Raw genomic sequence first — 16,008 nt, forward strand, 5'->3', positions numbered from 1 at the left:
GCATCACGCCTGCCATGAAGTTGGCGATGGCCACTTAGCTCCACTTCTGGCGACCGCTAGAAGTGGGGGGATTACCGCCTTGCCGCCTGCTGCCGAGATGGCATCGACTACCGCATCTGCCCCCGCCTTGCTTGATGCGTAATTGACCACGACCGCGGCGCCTTGTTCGGCCAACGCCTTTGCGATGCCGGCACCGATTCCTTTGGAAGCGCCTGTGACCACTGCCACCTTGCCTGCGAGCTTTTTCATGTTTGCTATCCTCGATTGACTGTGTTGACTTCGCCATTGACCAAAGGCCCGTGCGCCGCCCCATTGTTCAATAGTTCGGATAATATGAACTATTGGAGCCGGGGTCAACCGCTGCGCGATATTAGAAATATGAGACCGCTACTACACCCATCCATCGAAGATGTTCGACCGGCCGCCATCCTCCACGCCCTGTCGGATCCGAATCGGGCGGCGATCCTTGCCAAAATCCTTACAGCCGGTCACGTCGAGGCATGCGGATCGGTCGCGGCGCTCGGCGATCGCGTCATTCCGAAATCGTCGCTCTCCAATCATTTCAAAGTCTTGCGTGAGGCCGGCCTGATCCGCAGCGAACGCCACGGCGTGGAGATGCGTAACCATTCGAGGTTTGCAGAGGTCAACGCCCGTTTTCCGGGATTGATAGCGGCGATCATCAATGCTTACGCGTCGGACAACGCCGCAGACTCGCACACCGCCCAAGTCTAGGTGTCAGTGACGAGCGCCTTGGTGGCCGGGGCGATTAGTTCAGTCTGATGTGGCCGTCAAGAGGCGCGGATGGGTGCGCGAGGCAGTATCGTGTCGCGCTACCACCTCTCCGATGCCGTCCATGCCGCTTCCGACCGATCCCGTTGCTGAGCACGCTCCGTCCGCCGCACCTGCGTTGCGCCATGCGCTGAAACCGCGGCAGTTGATGATGATGGGCCTGGGTACGGCGATCGGCGCCGGGCTGTTTCTGGGTTCGGGCGTGGGGATCCACGCGGCGGGGCCGGCAGTGCTGGTGTCCTACCTGATCGCCGGAGCGCTGGTGATCATCGTGATGAACGCGCTGGGCGAAATGGCCGCCTCCAAGCCGGCCAGCGGGGCGTTCTCGGTGTACGCAGCCGATGCAATGGGGCCGACCGCCGGCGCAACAGTGGGCTGGTTGTGGTGGTTGCAGATCGTGGTGGTGATCGCCGCCGAAGCGGTCGGCGCAGCGGGCCTGCTTGCCTCGGTCTGGCCGGCGTTGTCGGTGCCGCTGCTGGCGGTGGTGTTCATGGCCACCTTCACCGCGATCAATCTGCTGGGCGTGCGTAATTTCGGTGAGTTCGAATTCTGGTTCGCCATCCTCAAGGTCGTTGCGATCGTGGTGTTCCTGCTGATCGGTGTGGCCTTGCTGGCCGGCTGGTTGCCCGGCGTGGTGTCGCCGGGGTTGTCCAACTTCACCCGGAACGGCGGTTTCGCACCGAAGGGATTGGCCGGCATCGGTTCGGCGTTGCTGGTGGTGGTATTCGCCTTTGGTGGCACCGAAATCGTGGCAGTGGCCGCTGCGGAAACCGCCGATCCGGGCCGCAGCCTGGCACGCACGATTCGCACCGTGGCCTGGCGCATCCTGGTGTTCTACATCGGCTCGATCAGCGTGATCGTGGCGGTGGTGCCGTGGACCAGCGCCGCGCTCAGCTCGCCGTTCGCTGCGGTGCTGGAGGTGGCGCGCATCCCCGGCGCGGCCACTGCCATCACCCTGGTCGCCGTGGTGGCGTTGCTGTCGGCGCTCAACGCCAATCTGTATGGCGCCTCGCGGATGATCTTCTCGCTGGCGCAGCGCGGTGAAGCGCCGCGGTTGCTTGGCAGGACCAGTGGCGAGCAGGTGCCGCTGGTGGCGGTGATCGCCAGCGTGCTGTTCGGGTTTGCCGCCGCAGCACTGGAACTGCTGTACCCCAACAAGGTGTTGCCGATGCTGCTCAACATCGTCGGCGCCACCTGCCTGCTGGTGTGGACGATCTCGCTGCTGTCGCAGCTGATCCTGCGCGCACGTGCCGACCGCGCCGGCATCGCGTTGCCGTTCCGCATGCGGGGGTACCCGCTTCTGACCTTGCTGGCCCTGGCGATCCTGGCGGTGATCTTCGTATTGCTGGCGTCGTCGGCGGATACCCGCGCGCAGTTCCTGTCGATGGTCGGTTTGACTGCCGTCATTGCGGTGGTCAGCGAAGTGGCGCGACGTGTCCGTGCGCGGGCATGAGGATGCAGGTTCTAGCGGGGAACTGGCGCGTCGTTTGCGGTGACCATCGCGGCTTGCGGCATCGCGTCGGCGTGGCTTGGCCGCGTCGCCCCCGGGTTGCCAGAGTGGCCAGAGCCGGCTGACTGGAGCCTCATGCGAATGCTGATCCAGCAGCGGAGACAGGCGGAAGGGATCCCCTGCACACGGTCGAAATGAGAAACACGCCAGCAGTCCTGCGTTTTCCTTTCCGGCCGAGCGGCAACTTTCTGGATCTGCTGATCCAGTTCAGTTACCGTCATTTGGGCGAACCTGTTCGCCCCGTCAGGGCGCCTGGAGAATATCGGCCTGAGATTCAATAACGATAAAACGCGTCGTTTGGGTATTTGATTTTGTCAGAAGTCACTGCCGGGGTTCGTGCATGCGTGCCGTCTCATCCGAGAACTCTGCCGCCTTGCCTGCCAAGCCCACACTGGAGGCAGTGCATGCGCTGGCCTATCCAGTCGATACGCATCTGGATTCCCTGTATCTGTCGCGCGTGGGCGGCTTCGATTTCTGGAAGGGCGACTGGAAAGCGCATCGACGCTCTCTGATCCTCTGGCTGATGTCCAAAACCTCGCCAAGAGGTCGCAACCAACCACTGATGTACCACGTGAGCGGCCCGGACTTTCTCGCGGGCGGTTATGGCGGTGCCTGTTTCAGCGCCCACGCGCTGTGGGAAAACCTTTTCGGCGCGCCTTTTCTCGACCCCTGGAAGCACTGGGTGGAGCATCAGCGCTATGTCGAGGAGATGGTGGCGGCGAGCAACGGTCGGATGCGGCTGGCACGCAGCGCCGCCGAGCTGCGCACGATTCGGGCCGAGGGTCTTTGCTGCGCCATCCTGTCGTTGGAGGGCGCGCACATGCTTGGGCCCCGCGGGATCCGCAGCCAGGCGCTGCGGCTGCAGCGTCTGGACGTCGCTGCCAAGGCCGGCGCCGCCTATGTGACGCTCAATCATTTCAGCCATACCGACATCTCCCAGGCCGGCTATGCACCGCTCAATCCGTGGCGCGGGATCGAGGGCGCGGGGCTCTCGGAGTTCGGCAGGGATGTCGTGGAGCGCTGCATCGACGTTGGACTGCTGGTGGATCTGTCGCATACCTCCAGCCAGGGGGTACGCGACGCCTGCGCCATCTGCATCCGTCGCAACGTGCCGGCCTTCGCCTCGCATGCCGCATCGCGCAGCGTCACCCGTGGTGCGCAGACGCGGCCGTCGCGTCATCTCGACCGGGCTCTGGACGAGGCGGCAATCCGCGCCATCGTTCAGACTGGTGGCTGCATCAGCGTCATCCTGGCGCCGTACTTCCTGCAGCATTCGTATCTGGCCGATGGCAAGCCGAACATGGATGCCGATCTCGCGTTTGTCATTGGCTACTACGAAGCCTTCGCCCGACAGATCGCCGACATGGGGATCGTCGAAGATCCGTGGAAGCACCTGAGTTTCGGCAGCGATTTCGATGGTGGCATTTCCAGCCTGCCGACCGGGATGCGCAGCGGCGCAGATCTGCCCAGGCTTACGCAGGCGATGATGGATGCCGGCTGGCCAGTGCAGCGCATCGTCGATGTATATAGCGGCAATTTCCTGCGGGTCTGGGAGCAGGTGCGGTCATAGTGCTTTCCGGCGACCTGGGTCCGGATGGGGCGGCGTGGCGGGCCTTCCATCGCGTGCCGGCATGCACGTGCGAACGCCGGGTGCATTCCTTGTCCGCAATGCGGCCAGGGACTGCGCGCTGCATTGCACACCGGGTGTAGCATCGCGTTGCAGCACAAGCGCGGCAATTTGCCGCAGATGCGACGCCGTGTCGCATCGGGAACGAGCACGACCGTCCTTATGATGATCCGGTAGCGCAGACGTCGCGATCGACCGACCCGTTGTTTCGGCAATCGACCTGCAGCCTGTGCGCTGATGCTGACCCATCTCTCCTGGAGGATTCTCCATGGATGCCTTGCTGTTATCGCGGATCCAGTTCGGATTCGTCATCGCATTCCACGTGCTGTTTCCCGCATTCACCATCGGGCTGTCCAGCCTGCTGGCATTTCTCGAATGGCGCTGGCTGCGCACCCGGCTGCCGGTGTGGCGCGAGCTGTATTTCTTCTGGCAGAAGATCTTCGCCGTGTCCTTCGGCATGGGCGTGGTCAGCGGCATCGTGATGGCCTTCCAGTTCGGTGCCAACTGGCCGGAGCTGAGCCGGATCGCCGGCAGCGTGATCGGCCCGTTGCTGAGCTACGAAGTACTGACCGCGTTCTTCCTCGAGGCCAGTTTCCTGGGCGTGATGATGTTCGGCTGGGGGCGCATTTCCGAGCGCCTGCATTTCCTGGCAACCTGCATGGTGGCGCTGGGCACGCTGTTTTCCACGTTCTGGATCCTGTCGTCCAACAGCTGGCTGCAGACTCCGGCCGGCTATGAGGTGGTCGACGGCATCGTGCATCCGGTGGCGTGGCTGAAGATCATCTTCAATCCCTCGTTCCCGTACCGGCTTGCGCACATGGCGCTGGGCTCGTTCATCACCACCTGCTTCGTGGTCGGTGCGGTGGGGGCGTGGTATCTGCATCGCGGCGTGCATCGCGAGGCCGGGTTGCGCATGCTCAAGCTGGCAGTGGCCTTCGCGGCGATCACCGTGCCGCTGCAGATCTTCGTCGGCGACATGCATGGCTTGAACACGCTCAAGCACCAGCCGATGAAGATCGCGGCGATGGAAGCGCACTGGCATGACGAAGGCCAGGGCCAGGGGTTTCCGCTTGTGCTGTTCGCCCTGCCCAATGCGCAGGCCGAGCGCAACGATTACGAGGTGGCGATCCCGCGCCTGGGCAGCCTGATCCTGACCCACAGTCTGGAAGGCAGCATCGCGCCGTTGACCTCGGTGCCGGCCGCCGATCGCCCGCCGGTGATGCCCGTGTTCTTCGCCTTCCGTATCATGGTCGGACTGGGCTCGTTGATGCTGCTGGTGGCCTGGGTCTCGGCGTTCGCCTGGTGGCGCGGCAAGTTATTGCAGTGGCGCTGGCTGCTGGCGGCCTGGCGCTGGATGCTGCCGAGTGGCTTCATCGCGCTGGTCTCGGGCTGGTTCGTCACCGAGATGGGACGGCAGCCGTATGCGGTCTACGGGCTGTTGCGCACTGCCGATGCGGTGGGCCCGCAGTCGACGCTGATGACCGCGATCTCGCTGGCGGTGTACGTGCTCGGCTATGCCTTCGTGTTCGGCTGGGGCATCTGGTACCTGGTCAAGATCGGCAAGATCGGGCCGACCCCGCATGACGCGCCGCAGCTGGACCACGGCGAGCACACGCCGGCACGGCCGCTGTCGGCGGCCGATGAACCGATCGACGGAGCCGCATGATGGACATGAGCAGTGTATTGCCAGTGGCGTGGTTCGCGGTGATCGGCTTCGGGGTGCTGATGTACGTGGTGCTGGATGGCTTCGTGCTCGGCATCGGCATCCTGGCGCGGTTCCGCAAGGACGAGGCGCAGCTGGACCTGATGATGAACACTGCCGCGCCGATCTGGGACGGCAACGAGACCTGGCTGGTGCTGGGCGGGGCAGGGCTGCTGGCGGCGTTTCCCAAGGCGTATGCGGTGATCCTGTCGGCGCTGTACCTGCCGGTGTTGTTGATGGTGATGGCGCTGGTATTCCGCGGCGTGGCGTTCGAGTTCCGCTTCAAGGCGCATCGCTCGCGGCGGCTGTGGAGCAATGCCTTCGCAGCCGGCTCGATCCTGGCGACATTTGCGCAGGGCGTGATCCTGGGCGCGCTGGTGCAGGGCCTGCCGATCGAAAACGACCGCTATGTCGGCGGCATCTGGGGCTGGTTCAGTCCCTTCGCGATGTTGACCGGCGCCGCACTGGTGTTCGGCTACGCCCTGCTCGGCAGCACCTGGCTGATCCTCAAGACCGAAGGCCACGTGCAACAGCTTGCGCGCCAGCTGAGCCGGCCATTGACGATCAGCGTGTTGATCTTCATCGGCCTGGTCAGCGCGTGGCTGCCATCGCTGCAGTCGCATGTGATGGACCGCTGGTTCAGCGATGCGCATTACCTGTGGCTGATGCCTGTGCCGGTGCTGGTCGCCCTGGTGGGGTTCGCGCTCTGGCGTTCCACCGACGCGGGGCGGCCGGATACGCCGCCGTTCCTGTTGGCGATGGGCCTGTTCGTGCTCGGCTTTCTCGGCCTGGTGCTGGGCATGTGGCCGTATCTGGTGCCGCCGGTCTATACCATCTGGCAGGCCGCCGCGCCGCCGTCTTCGCAGTTGTTCGCGCTGATCGGCCTGGTGGTGCTGCTGCCGCTGATCCTGGGTTATACGGTGTGGTCGTACCGCGTGTTCCGCGGCAAGATCACCGCAGATACCGGGTACCACCATTGATCGAGCGAAGACGCATGCGCGCGGCGAGCTGCCCGCTCAGCGCAGGCGCTGCCTGAACATCCACTCCCACATCGCCGGGTCCGCGTAGGTCGCGTCCCAGGCGTTGTGGTTACCGTTTGGATATTCGCTGTAGCGCACGTTGGCGCCAATGCCTTTTGCGGCCCGGTACAGCGCGCGGTCGTCGTGCGGTGGCACCGAGTCGTCCTTGGCGCCATGGAACATCCAGATCGGCACGTGCCTGAGCTGGGTGACCGCAGCGGTATACGGATCGGCTTCCTTGGCCACCAGGCTGACGTAGAGCGTGCGACGCTCGTCGCGCGGTGCCTTGAGCGCACCGCAGATCGGCACGATCGCGGCAAACCGCTGCGGCTGCATCAGGCCGATTTCCCAGGCGCCATAGCCGCCCATCGAAATGCCGGTGAGATAGGTGCGCTGCGGGTCGGCATCGAACTCGGCACTGGTCGCGTCCAGCGGCGATCGCCATGCGTGCATTGATGCCCAGCCACTCCTCGTCGTCGGGCACCTGCGGCAGCACCACCAGCGCCGGGAACTCGGCGGTGTGTTCGCTCAGATAGGGGCCAACACCCACTTCGGCCTGGTCGCGCCCGTTGTCGCCGCGCTCGCCCGAGCCATGCAGGAACAGCACGATCGGGCGCGGTTGCGGCGCCTTGGAGGTCGGCACGAACACCTGATAGCGGTAGAGCCGTCCTTCCAGCTCCAGCGTGCGGGTGACGAAATGGCCGCGGCGTCCGTCGTGGTGGCGCTCAGCCATGCTGGAACAGCCGGCCAGTACCAGCGCAACAATCGCAAGAACAAGACAACGACGGATCACGCACACCCCCTGACCGATGACAGACCCGCAGTATCGCCGCATGCAGGTGTGCTGGCATGTCGCATTGCGGCGATTTCTGCCGACTCTTCATCCGATCCTTGTGGCTGTGTGCCCGGCACGACGTTCGGCGCAAGCGCCGGATACGACGGCTACGGCAGCAGGATCAGCGTCGCCAGGCCTAGGAAGCTCAGGAACCCCATCACGTCGGTCAGCGTGGTCAGGATCACGCCGCCGGCCAATGCCGGATCGAAGCCCAGCCGCTTCAGCGTCACCGGGACCAGCACCCCGCCGAATGCGGCGGTGAGCATGTTCAAGGTCAGCGCGGTGCCGATCACCAGCGACAGAATCGGCTGCTGGAACCAGGCCAGCACGATCAGGCCCAGACCCACGCCCAGCACCACACCATTGATCAGCGCGACGGTCAGCTCCTTCTTCAGCAAGGTCATCACGTTGGAAGAACCGATCTGGCCCAGCGCCAGGCCGCGGACCATCAGGGCCAGCACCTGGGTGCCGGCATTGCCGCCCATGCCGGCGACGATCGGCATCAGCGCTGCCAGCGCCACCAGCTTCTCGATCGTGCCTTCGAACCGGCTGACCACGCTGGACGCAAGGAACGCCGTGCACAGGTTGATGCCCAGCCAGATCAGGCGGCGGCGGAATGCGCGCCGCGCCGGGCTGAACATGTCCTCGTCCTCGTCCAGGCCGGCCGCGCTCATGGCTTGGTGCTCGGCTTGTTCGCGGATGATGTCGACCACGTCGTCGATGGTGATGCGGCCGAGCAGGATGTTGTTGTCGTCCACCACCGGCGCGGAGATCCAGTCATGGTCGGAGAAGCGCCGCGCCACTTCGTCGGAGCCATCGCCCACATCGATCGCCGGTTGTTCGTCGTCGATCAGGCGGTTGACCGGCGTGCTGTCCTCGTGCGTGACCAGCGCGGCCAGCGATACCCGGCCCAGATACTGATGGCGTCGGCTCACCACGTACAGGTGATCGGTGTGGTCGGGCAGCTCGCCGCGCAGGCGCAGATAGCGCAGCACCACATCGACATTGACGTCGGCGCGCACCGTCACCACGTCCGGATTCATCAGGCGGCCGGCAGTGTCCTCCGGATACGACAGCACCTGCTCGAGCCGTTCGCGGTTCTCGCGGTCCATCGACTTGAGCACTTCGTCGATGACGGTGTCGGGCAGGTCTTCGACCAGGTTGGCCAGATCGTCGATGTCGAGGTCTTCGACTGCGGCGACGATCTCGTCGGTGTCCATGTCGGCCAGCAGGCTTTCGCGCACTTCATCGCCGACATGCAGCAGCACTTCGCCGTCGTCTTCCGGGTCGACCAGGCCCCACACCACTTCGCGTTTGCCGGGCGGCAGCGACTCCAGCAGGTTGCCGATCTCCGCCGGCGCCAGTGTATTGACCAGCCGGCGTACCGGGCCCAGGCGTCCGCTATCCAGCGCATCGGACAGCAATCGCAGCTGTCGCGCGGTCTTGTCGTGGCGGACTGCTTCGGCCATGCGCGGCTCCCTGGAAGAGTGGACACGTCCCGATGGAAGACGCGGTGCTGAGTCAGCACGGCATTATCGCTTGCGCATGGTGACGAAACATACAGTGCGAAGGGCAACGCGCAGGAACATCGCCTGCGCGATGACGCGATCGCTCAGCGCGCCAGGCCCTGCGCGACGTTGGCCAGCCATTTCTCGATGCCCTTGCGGTCGCGCGCGCGCAGCAGTTTTTCGCCATGCACGCGCAACTCGCCCAGGTGGATGTCGCGCACCGCACGGCGTACCTCCAGCAGCGTGGCCGGATGCAGGCTGAACTCGGTGAGCCCCAGTGCCAGCAACATCGGCACGAAGCGCGGGTCGCCGGCGATCTCGCCGCACACCGCCACCGGCTTGCCGAACGCGCGCCCGGTGGCGATCACCTGCGCGATCAGGCGCAGCACCGCCGGATGCAGCGGCGAATACAACTCGCCCAATGCCTCGTTGTTGCGATCCACCGCCAGCAGGTACTGCACCAGATCGTTGGTGCCGATCGACAGGAAATCGATATCGTCGATAAAGCAGTCCAGCGCCAGCGCCGCAGCCGGCACTTCGATCATCGCGCCGAGCGGAATGTGCTCGGCGATCTCGTGGCCTTGTTCGCGCAACTGCGCGGCCAGCTTTTTGATCTGCCGACGCAGCAACTGGACTTCCTCGCGGCCGCTGACCATCGGTACCAGGATGCGCACCGGTCCGTAGCCGGAGGCGCGCAGGATCGCGCGCAACTGCGCCTGCGCCACCGCAGGCCGCGCCAGCGACAACCGCACGCCGCGCAACCCCAGCGCCGGGTTGTCTTCGTCGCTCAAGGTCAGGCCGGTGCGGTCGGCCTTGTCGGCGCCCAGATCCAGGGTGCGGATGGTGACCGGCCGGCCGCTCATGCCCAGCACGGTGTCGCGATAGGTGTGGAACTGTTCCTCTTCGTCCGGTAGCTCGTTGCGCTGCAGGAACAGGAATTCGGTGCGATACAGGCCAAGGCCGCTGGCGCCGAGTGCGTGCGCCTTGGCCACGTCCTCCAGCGATTCGGCGTTGGCCAGCAGCGTGATATCGACGTTGTCGCGCGTGCGCGTGGGCTTGGAGCGCAGCCGGCCCAGCTCGCGCTGTTCCTTGGCCAGCGCGCGCAGGCGCTCGCGGTAGTCGCGCAGGTGCTCGGGCTTGGGATCGACGATCACCTGGCCGGAACCGGCATCGACGATCAATACATCGCCATCGTCGATCCGCTGCACCGCATCGCTTACGCCCACCACCAGCGGCAGGTGCAGGCTGCGCGCCAGGATCGCGCTATGCGACAACGCGCTGCCGGCGGTGGTGACGATGCCGACCACCCCTTGCGCCTGCAACTGCGCCAGCTCCGAGGGTGCGACGTTGTCGCAGACCAGGATCTCGCCGGCCACGCCTTTGAGGTCTGGCGCGCGCTTGTGCAGGAACGCGTGGATGCGGCCGATGACGTGATCCAGGTCGTCCATGCGGCTCTTGAGGTAGGCATCCTCCATGCCGTCGAACACCGCTGCCAGCCGGTCGCGCTGCACGCGCAAGGCGTAGTCGGCGCTGTAGCGGTGGGTGCGGATCAACTCGTCCAGGCCTTGCAGCAGCTCCGGGTCGTCGAGCAGCAGCGCATGCAGTTCGAGGAATTCGCCGACTTCGCGCGCAAGCGCGCCATGCAGGCGGTCGCGCAGCTGCTGCATCTCGGTGCGTGCCGCCTCGATCGCCAGATGCAGGCGCTGCAGCTGCGTCTCCACCTGGCTGGCGGGCACGCGTTGTTCGGCCACTTCCAGCGTGTGGCTCTGGCGCACGCGCGCGCGTCCGAGTGCGTTGCCGCGCGAGGCGGCGTGTCCACGCAGACGCAGGCTCATGTGCGCCCCTGGCGCGGCCGCGCCCAGTCGGTCAGCCCCGCACCGACCCCGCGCATGCTCAGCTGTCCTCGTCGAAACGACGCTCGAACAGGTCCACCAGCGCCTGCAGGGCCTGCGCTTCGTCTTCGCCATCCAGCCGCACCACCACGCTGGTGCCTTGGCCTGCGGCCAGCAGCATCACGCCCATGATGCTCTTGGCATTCACCTCGCGGCCCTTCGCCGCCAGGGTGGCGTTGCTGCGATAGGACGACAGCGTCTGCACCAGCTTGGCGGTTGCCCGCGCATGCAGTCCGAGTCGGTTGGAAACTATGAGTTCGCGTTCAAGCATCGTCGATGATCGCTCCGTTGCGGGTGCCTGCCGCCGCGGTGGCGGGCAGCTCCTGCAATCCTTGTTCTGGGTAGTTCATCACCCGCAGCAGCATCGGCAGGCTGAGCGCGGACACCCGGCGAACCGGCGTGCCGAGCTTTGCCAACCGGCTGGCGAGATTGCTGGGGCTGGCGCCGTAGAGGTCGGTCATGACCAGCACGCCATCGCCGCTGTCGACCCGTCGCATCGCCGACGAGGCCTGGGGCAGCAAGGCGTCCAGGTCTGCATCAAGCGGTACGTCGAACGCTTCGGTCTTCAGCGGCAACTGCCGCAACAGCCCCGTCGCCACGTTCAACAACGCCGCTCCGATGCCGGGATGAGTAATGAGGAGAATGCCACAGGCCATGCCGAAACGTTAACAGGTCGGCATGACCGCGCGATAGCGTCTGCCGGCACCGATGTGTTGCGAAATGAATAGCCGTTTAGGACCGCCGCACCGTGACGCGCACGATGCCTGCAACACATGCGCTGCCGCCGGCACGGCAATGACCCGTGACCTCGCCAGTCTCCCGATGCGTCCCGCATCACAAGCGAGCGCTGCAGTCAGTAGGCGGGAAGGCAACGCGTGATCAAAACGCGCTGATGAAATGCACCGATGACACGCGTTCTTTCAGACTGCATGACACCGCTCTGACGACTCCCGACTCCCCAATTCCCAATTCCCATTTCCCATTTCCCATTTCCCATTTCCCATTTCCCGATTCCCGGCCCTTCAGTCCTGCTCGCGATGAAACGTCGCCACTTCCGGCCAGCCCTGCTCGCGCGCATGCCGCGCCATGCGCTCGGCCAGATACACCGAGCGATGCTTGCCGCCGGTGCAGCCGAAGGCGATGGTGACGTAGCTGCGGGTGTCATTGCGCAGCCGCGGCAGCCAGGTATCGAGCAGGTCCACGATTTGCGCGCTGTAGCGCACCACGTCCGGTTCCTTGTCCAGATAGTCGCGCACGCCGGCATCGCGGCCGGTCAGCGGGCGCAGCTCCGGGTCCCAATGCGGATTGGGCAAGACGCGCGCATCGAACACGAAGTCGGCCTCGGCCGGCACGCCGCGCTTGTAGGCGAACGATTCGAACAGCAGCGACAGCCGGTCGCTGGTGCCGAGCGCAAACTCGGTGACTACCCGCCGACGCAGCTGGTGCACGTTGAGCGCGCTAGTGTCGATGATGGCATCGGCCTGCGTGCGCAGCGGTTCGGTCAACTGCCGCTCGCGGGTGATCGCTTCCGGCAAGGCCAGGCCGAGATGGCTCAGCGGGTGGCGGCGGCGGGTATCTGCATAGCGCTTGATCAGCGCCTCGTCGCTGGCCTCGAAAAACAGCAGCCGCGCCTCGATGCCGTACTCCTGCGCAGCCTGGCGCCATTGCGCCAGCTGGGTCAGATCGCTGCGGCTGCGTACATCGATGCCCACCGCCAGGCGCTGGTCGCCGAGCGGGTTGCCACGCAGGCGGCTCTTGACGAAGTCCGGCAGCAGTTCGACCGGCAGATTGTCCGAGCAGTAGTAGTCCAGATCCTCGAAGGTCTTCAACGCGACCGATTTGCCCGAGCCGGACAGCCCGCTCACGATCATCAACGTGGAGGGCGCGGTACTCATGGCGTACGTCGCTCCAGCAGGTTGCTGTGGCGGGCGATGAACATCGCCGCCGGGTCGATGCCCTTGGTGCGCAGGATATGCAGCCGCGTGGCCGCCTCGGTCAGCACCGCCAGGTTGCGGCCGGGCATCACCGGCAGGGTGATCAGCGGCACGTCCAGGTCCAGCACATGCCGGCTGCCGGAATCGCCGGTCAGGCGTTCGTAGCCGGACGGGGTGGGTTCGGTCATCGGGCGGGTCAGGTGCACGATCAGGCGCAGGTACTTGTTCTTCTTCACCGCGGTGTCGCCGAACATGTCGCGCACGTTCAACACGCCCAGGCCGCGCACTTCCAGCAGGTCCTGCAGCAGTTCCGGGCAGGTGCCGTCGAGCACGTCGGGCGCGATCTGGGTGAACTCCGGTGCGTCGTCGGCCACCAGGCGGTGGCCACGGCTGAGCAGTTCCAGCGCCAGCTCGCTCTTGCCCGAGCCGGCCTCGCCGGTGATCAGCACGCCGATCGAATAGATCTCCATGAACACGCCATGCAGCGTGACCCGTGGCGCCAGCGTGCGCGCCAGGTGGTAGGAGAGGTGATTGAGCAGTTCGTGGCCGCGCTTGGGAGAGATCCACAGCGGCGTGTTGGATTCGTCGGCGGCCGCGCGCAGGTCTTCAGGGCAGGACTGGTTCTTGCTGATCGCCAGCGCCAGCGGTTGCACCTGGATGATCTTCTCGATGGTTTCCCAGCGTTGCCGCGCGTCCAGCGAGTCCAGCCAGGCCAGCTCTTCGGTGCCCAGGATCTGCACCTTGTTGGGATAGATCACGTTGAGGTAGCCGGCCAGCGACGGGCGGCGCGCATTGTTGCTGCCGGCCTCGATCTCGCGGTGCTCGCCCTTCTGGCCGGCGACCCAGCGCAGCGCCAGCTTGTCGCGCTGCTGGTCGAACAGTTCGCGTGCGGTGATGCTGGTATTCATGCGGCGCTGGCCTGTGGTGGCGGTGCGTCGGTGAGCAGCGCCATCAAGGCGTCCGCATTGGGGGCGGCGCGCAGCTGCTGACGAAACTCCGCATCGGAAAACCGTTCGGCCAGTTCCGACAGCAGCATCAGATGCTGGTGGGTGTAGTGCGCAGGCGCCGCCATCGCGAAGATCAGGTCCACGGGCTCATCGCCACCGAAGGCCATCGGCGTGTCCAGCCGCAGCAGTGCGCCCCGTGGCTCGGTGAGATTGGGGCAGCGCCCATGCGGAATGGCGATGCCGTGGCCGATGGCGGTGCTGCCCAGGGCCTCGCGCTCGCACAGGTTGGCGTAGAGCTCGTCGGCGCCGGCCTGGCGGCAGGACAGCAGATCGGCGGCAGTATGCAGGACGGTGTCGCGATCGGCGGCCGGCGACACCACGGTGCGCACGGCCGCCATCAGATCGGTTAAAGGCATGAGGGCATCAAGCGAGAAGCGTCATGCGAGATTGTCGCGCACCTCGCGTGCATGGTGGTTACATTTCTTTTCCTTGTGCTTGAGCACCAGGCGGTCGAGCTTGTCGACCAGCAGGTCGATGGCCGCATACATGGTGGAGCCGCTGGCATCGGCGTGCAGGGTGCGACCGGGAAGGTTGACGGTGGCGACCACGTGATGGTCTGGCTTGCGAACGGCCAGCTGGGCCCGGACTTCACAGTGCTGGTCGAAATGGCGCTGCAGTCGTTGCAGCTTGCTTGCCACGTACTCGCGCAGCGCGGGGGTCACTTCAAGCTGGTGGCCATACGTCTCGATACGCATCGGATACCTCCATTGGTCGGTGGGCCAATGAACCTTTCCGGTGATCCGGCAAACCCGGCGCAGGCCGGCGTTGCGGTGGGTGCAACGTCAGGCGATACGGACGCGTTCGTGGGAGGCGGAAATGTTCATGGCCTCACGATACTTCGCAACGGTGCGCCGCGCCACTGGTACGCCGGAGGTTTTCAGCAGGTCGGCCAACTTGGCGTCGGACAGCGGCTTGCGCGGGTTTTCCGCCTCGATCAGGCGCCGGATCATGGCCTGGATGGCGGTGCTGGAGGCCTCGCCGCCGCTGTCGGTGTCGATACCGGAGGCGAAGAACGAGCGCAGCGCGATGGTACCGCGCGGAGTGCGCACGTATTTGCGGGCGATCGCGCGGGAAATGGTGGATTCGTGCAGGCCGAGCTCGCCGGCGATCTCGCGCAGGGTCAACGGGCGCAAGGCCTGCGCGCCGAATTCCAGGAACCCGGCCTGATGCTGCAGCAGGCAGCGCACTACCCGCAGCAGGGTCTCGCCGCGCGCTTCCAGGCTCTTGAGCAGCCAGCGCGCCTCCTGCAGCTGGCCGCGCAGATAGCCGGCGTCGGACTCGCCGCAGCTGCGGATCAGGTTCTCGTAGCCGCGGTGGATGGTGACCTTGGGTTGCGCACGACCGGCCAGCGAGGCCCGCCACACGCCACGCTGGCGCCAGATCACGCAGTCCGGCACCACGTAGGTGTCCTGCGACAGGTCACCGATCTGCTTGCCCGGACGCGGGTCCAGCGAGCGCACCAACTGGACCGCCTGGTCGACATCGGCGGTGGAGCGCTTGAGTTCGTGCGCCAGGCCGGCCACGCCGCTGCGCGGCAGGCGCTCCAGCGGGCCGGCGACGATCTGCAGCGCCAGCTCGCGCCCCGGGGTGGCCGGGTCGAGCACGGCCAGCTGCAGTGCCAGGCATTCGCCCAGGGTGCGCGCACCCACGCCGACCGGGTCGAAGCGCTGGATCTGGTGCAGCACGGTGAGCACGTCGGCCTCGTCCACCGCCGCACCGAGCGCCAGCGTTTCCAGGATGGCCGAGAGCGGTTCGCGCAGGTAGCCGTCTTCGTCCAGCGCATCGATCAGCATCGCGCCGATCTGGCGGTCGCGCGGCGACAGCGGCGACAGGTGCAGCTGCCACAGCAGGTGGTCGGCCAGTGTTTCAGATTCGGCCACGCGCTCGGCGGCATCGCCGGACTCGTCGTCGTCGAAGCTGCCGCCGCTGCCCGAGCCGGTCCACTGCAACTCGTCCTGCGACCAGTCGTCATCGCGCTCGGCCGGCGCGGGTTCTTCGCGTGGGGTGTCGTCGGTGGAGGCGGCCGAAGACGCCTCCACCGGAAGCTCGTTGGCCGCATGCGCGGCCTCGTCGGCCCACTCCAGCAGCGGATTGGTCTCCACCGCTTCGGCGATTTCCAGTTCCAGCTCGGTGGTGGACATCTGCAATAGCTTGATCGCCTGACGCAACTGCGGCGTCATGACCA

At 65.7% G+C, this 16,008-nt stretch carries 15 protein-coding genes and 1 pseudogene; 5 read left to right on the forward strand and 11 right to left on the reverse strand.

The window, feature by feature from the left end; genetic code table 11:
- Positions 1 to 3 precede the first annotated feature (3 nt).
- The gene (locus LL972_RS04440; RefSeq protein WP_343236541.1) at positions 4 to 249 is read right to left on the reverse strand and encodes an SDR family NAD(P)-dependent oxidoreductase; all 246 of its coding nucleotides are present in this window, start codon (positions 247 to 249) and stop codon (positions 4 to 6) included.
- A gap of 84 nt (positions 250 to 333) precedes the next feature.
- On the opposite strand from LL972_RS04440, the gene LL972_RS04445 reads away from it, so the two are divergent.
- From LL972_RS04445 to cydB, 5 genes are all read left to right on the forward strand, one after another.
- A complete protein-coding gene (locus tag LL972_RS04445) occupies positions 334 to 732 on the forward strand; it encodes an ArsR/SmtB family transcription factor (protein ID WP_228326564.1) in 399 nt (132 codons plus the stop codon).
- Between the two features lie 121 nt (positions 733 to 853).
- Entirely contained in the window at positions 854 to 2,242 is a 1,389-nt protein-coding gene (locus LL972_RS04450; protein WP_228326565.1) for an amino acid permease, read from the forward strand.
- Positions 2,243 to 2,639: 397 nt separating this feature from the next.
- Positions 2,640 to 3,869: a dipeptidase gene (locus tag LL972_RS04455; RefSeq protein WP_228326566.1), complete on the forward strand. Its 1,230-nt coding sequence runs from the start codon at positions 2,640 to 2,642 to the stop codon at positions 3,867 to 3,869.
- 325 nt (positions 3,870 to 4,194) lie between these two features.
- A complete protein-coding gene (locus LL972_RS04460) occupies positions 4,195 to 5,592 on the forward strand; it encodes a cytochrome ubiquinol oxidase subunit I (RefSeq protein WP_228326567.1) in 1,398 nt (465 codons plus the stop codon).
- Positions 5,592 to 6,608 carry a cytochrome d ubiquinol oxidase subunit II gene (gene cydB / locus LL972_RS04465; protein ID WP_228326568.1) on the forward strand — a complete coding sequence of 339 codons (1,017 nt, stop codon included), beginning with the start codon at positions 5,592 to 5,594 and terminating at the stop codon, positions 6,606 to 6,608. Before LL972_RS04460 ends, cydB begins: the two co-directional genes overlap by 1 nt.
- Positions 6,609 to 6,644: 36 nt before the next feature.
- Here cydB and LL972_RS04470 read toward each other — a convergent pair.
- From LL972_RS04470 to LL972_RS04515, 10 genes and pseudogenes are all read right to left on the reverse strand, one after another.
- Positions 6,645 to 7,482, reverse strand: a pseudogene (locus LL972_RS04470) (prolyl oligopeptidase family serine peptidase).
- A 107-nt stretch (positions 7,483 to 7,589) separates the two neighbouring features.
- The gene (gene mgtE, locus LL972_RS04475) at positions 7,590 to 8,951 is read right to left on the reverse strand and encodes a magnesium transporter (RefSeq protein ID WP_228326569.1); all 1,362 of its coding nucleotides are present in this window, start codon (positions 8,949 to 8,951) and stop codon (positions 7,590 to 7,592) included.
- A gap of 143 nt (positions 8,952 to 9,094) precedes the next feature.
- Positions 9,095 to 10,825, reverse strand: coding sequence for a phosphoenolpyruvate--protein phosphotransferase (ptsP, locus tag LL972_RS04480; RefSeq protein ID WP_228326570.1), 1,731 nt, complete (start codon positions 10,823 to 10,825; stop codon positions 9,095 to 9,097).
- Between the two features lie 58 nt (positions 10,826 to 10,883).
- Positions 10,884 to 11,153, reverse strand: a complete 270-nt coding sequence (locus LL972_RS04485) for an HPr family phosphocarrier protein (protein ID WP_016904613.1) — start codon at positions 11,151 to 11,153, stop codon at positions 10,884 to 10,886.
- The gene (locus LL972_RS04490) at positions 11,146 to 11,538 is read right to left on the reverse strand and encodes a PTS sugar transporter subunit IIA (RefSeq protein WP_016904612.1); all 393 of its coding nucleotides are present in this window, start codon (positions 11,536 to 11,538) and stop codon (positions 11,146 to 11,148) included. Before LL972_RS04490 ends, LL972_RS04485 begins: the two co-directional genes overlap by 8 nt.
- A gap of 366 nt (positions 11,539 to 11,904) precedes the next feature.
- A complete protein-coding gene (gene rapZ, locus LL972_RS04495; protein WP_228326571.1) occupies positions 11,905 to 12,777 on the reverse strand; it encodes an RNase adapter RapZ in 873 nt (290 codons plus the stop codon).
- The gene (gene hprK, locus LL972_RS04500; protein ID WP_016904610.1) at positions 12,774 to 13,724 is read right to left on the reverse strand and encodes an HPr(Ser) kinase/phosphatase; all 951 of its coding nucleotides are present in this window, start codon (positions 13,722 to 13,724) and stop codon (positions 12,774 to 12,776) included. Before hprK ends, rapZ begins: the two co-directional genes overlap by 4 nt.
- On the reverse strand, positions 13,721 to 14,179 hold the full coding sequence (locus tag LL972_RS04505; protein WP_228326572.1) for a PTS sugar transporter subunit IIA: 459 nt from the start codon (positions 14,177 to 14,179) through the stop codon (positions 13,721 to 13,723). Before LL972_RS04505 ends, hprK begins: the two co-directional genes overlap by 4 nt.
- 21 nt (positions 14,180 to 14,200) lie before the next feature.
- The gene (hpf, locus tag LL972_RS04510; RefSeq protein WP_228326573.1) at positions 14,201 to 14,518 is read right to left on the reverse strand and encodes a ribosome hibernation-promoting factor, HPF/YfiA family; all 318 of its coding nucleotides are present in this window, start codon (positions 14,516 to 14,518) and stop codon (positions 14,201 to 14,203) included.
- An 87-nt stretch (positions 14,519 to 14,605) separates the two neighbouring features.
- Positions 14,606 to 16,003, reverse strand: a complete 1,398-nt coding sequence (locus LL972_RS04515) for an RNA polymerase factor sigma-54 (RefSeq protein WP_429002112.1) — start codon at positions 16,001 to 16,003, stop codon at positions 14,606 to 14,608.
- Positions 16,004 to 16,008: the final 5 nt, after the last annotated feature.

The organism is Xanthomonas campestris pv. asclepiadis (genome assembly GCF_020784175.1).
In the GTDB taxonomy this organism is placed as follows: Bacteria; Pseudomonadota; Gammaproteobacteria; order Xanthomonadales; family Xanthomonadaceae; genus Xanthomonas; species Xanthomonas campestris_D.

Bases quoted from the DNA above. Each gene is read 5' to 3' on its own strand.
- LL972_RS04515 (WP_429002112.1), bottom strand. From the start codon at position 16,003: ATGACGCCGCAGTTGCGTCAGGCGATCAAGCTATTGCAGATGTCCACC.
- LL972_RS04460 (WP_228326567.1), top strand. From the start codon at position 4,195: ATGGATGCCTTGCTGTTATCGCGGATCCAGTTCGGATTCGTCATCGCA.
- LL972_RS04455 (WP_228326566.1), top strand. From the start codon at position 2,640: ATGCGTGCCGTCTCATCCGAGAACTCTGCCGCCTTGCCTGCCAAGCCC.
- LL972_RS04445 (WP_228326564.1), top strand. From the start codon at position 334: ATGAACTATTGGAGCCGGGGTCAACCGCTGCGCGATATTAGAAATATG.
- LL972_RS04485 (WP_016904613.1), bottom strand. From the start codon at position 11,153: ATGCTTGAACGCGAACTCATAGTTTCCAACCGACTCGGACTGCATGCG.
- mgtE (WP_228326569.1), bottom strand. From the start codon at position 8,951: ATGGCCGAAGCAGTCCGCCACGACAAGACCGCGCGACAGCTGCGATTG.
- hpf (WP_228326573.1), bottom strand. From the start codon at position 14,518: ATGCGTATCGAGACGTATGGCCACCAGCTTGAAGTGACCCCCGCGCTG.
- LL972_RS04490 (WP_016904612.1), bottom strand. From the start codon at position 11,538: ATGGCCTGTGGCATTCTCCTCATTACTCATCCCGGCATCGGAGCGGCG.
- LL972_RS04505 (WP_228326572.1), bottom strand. From the start codon at position 14,179: ATGCCTTTAACCGATCTGATGGCGGCCGTGCGCACCGTGGTGTCGCCG.
- LL972_RS04440 (WP_343236541.1), bottom strand. From the start codon at position 249: ATGAAAAAGCTCGCAGGCAAGGTGGCAGTGGTCACAGGCGCTTCCAAA.
- cydB (WP_228326568.1), top strand. From the start codon at position 5,592: ATGGACATGAGCAGTGTATTGCCAGTGGCGTGGTTCGCGGTGATCGGC.
- LL972_RS04450 (WP_228326565.1), top strand. From the start codon at position 854: ATGCCGCTTCCGACCGATCCCGTTGCTGAGCACGCTCCGTCCGCCGCA.
- rapZ (WP_228326571.1), bottom strand. From the start codon at position 12,777: ATGAGTACCGCGCCCTCCACGTTGATGATCGTGAGCGGGCTGTCCGGC.
- hprK (WP_016904610.1), bottom strand. From the start codon at position 13,724: ATGAATACCAGCATCACCGCACGCGAACTGTTCGACCAGCAGCGCGAC.
- ptsP (WP_228326570.1), bottom strand. From the start codon at position 10,825: ATGAGCCTGCGTCTGCGTGGACACGCCGCCTCGCGCGGCAACGCACTC.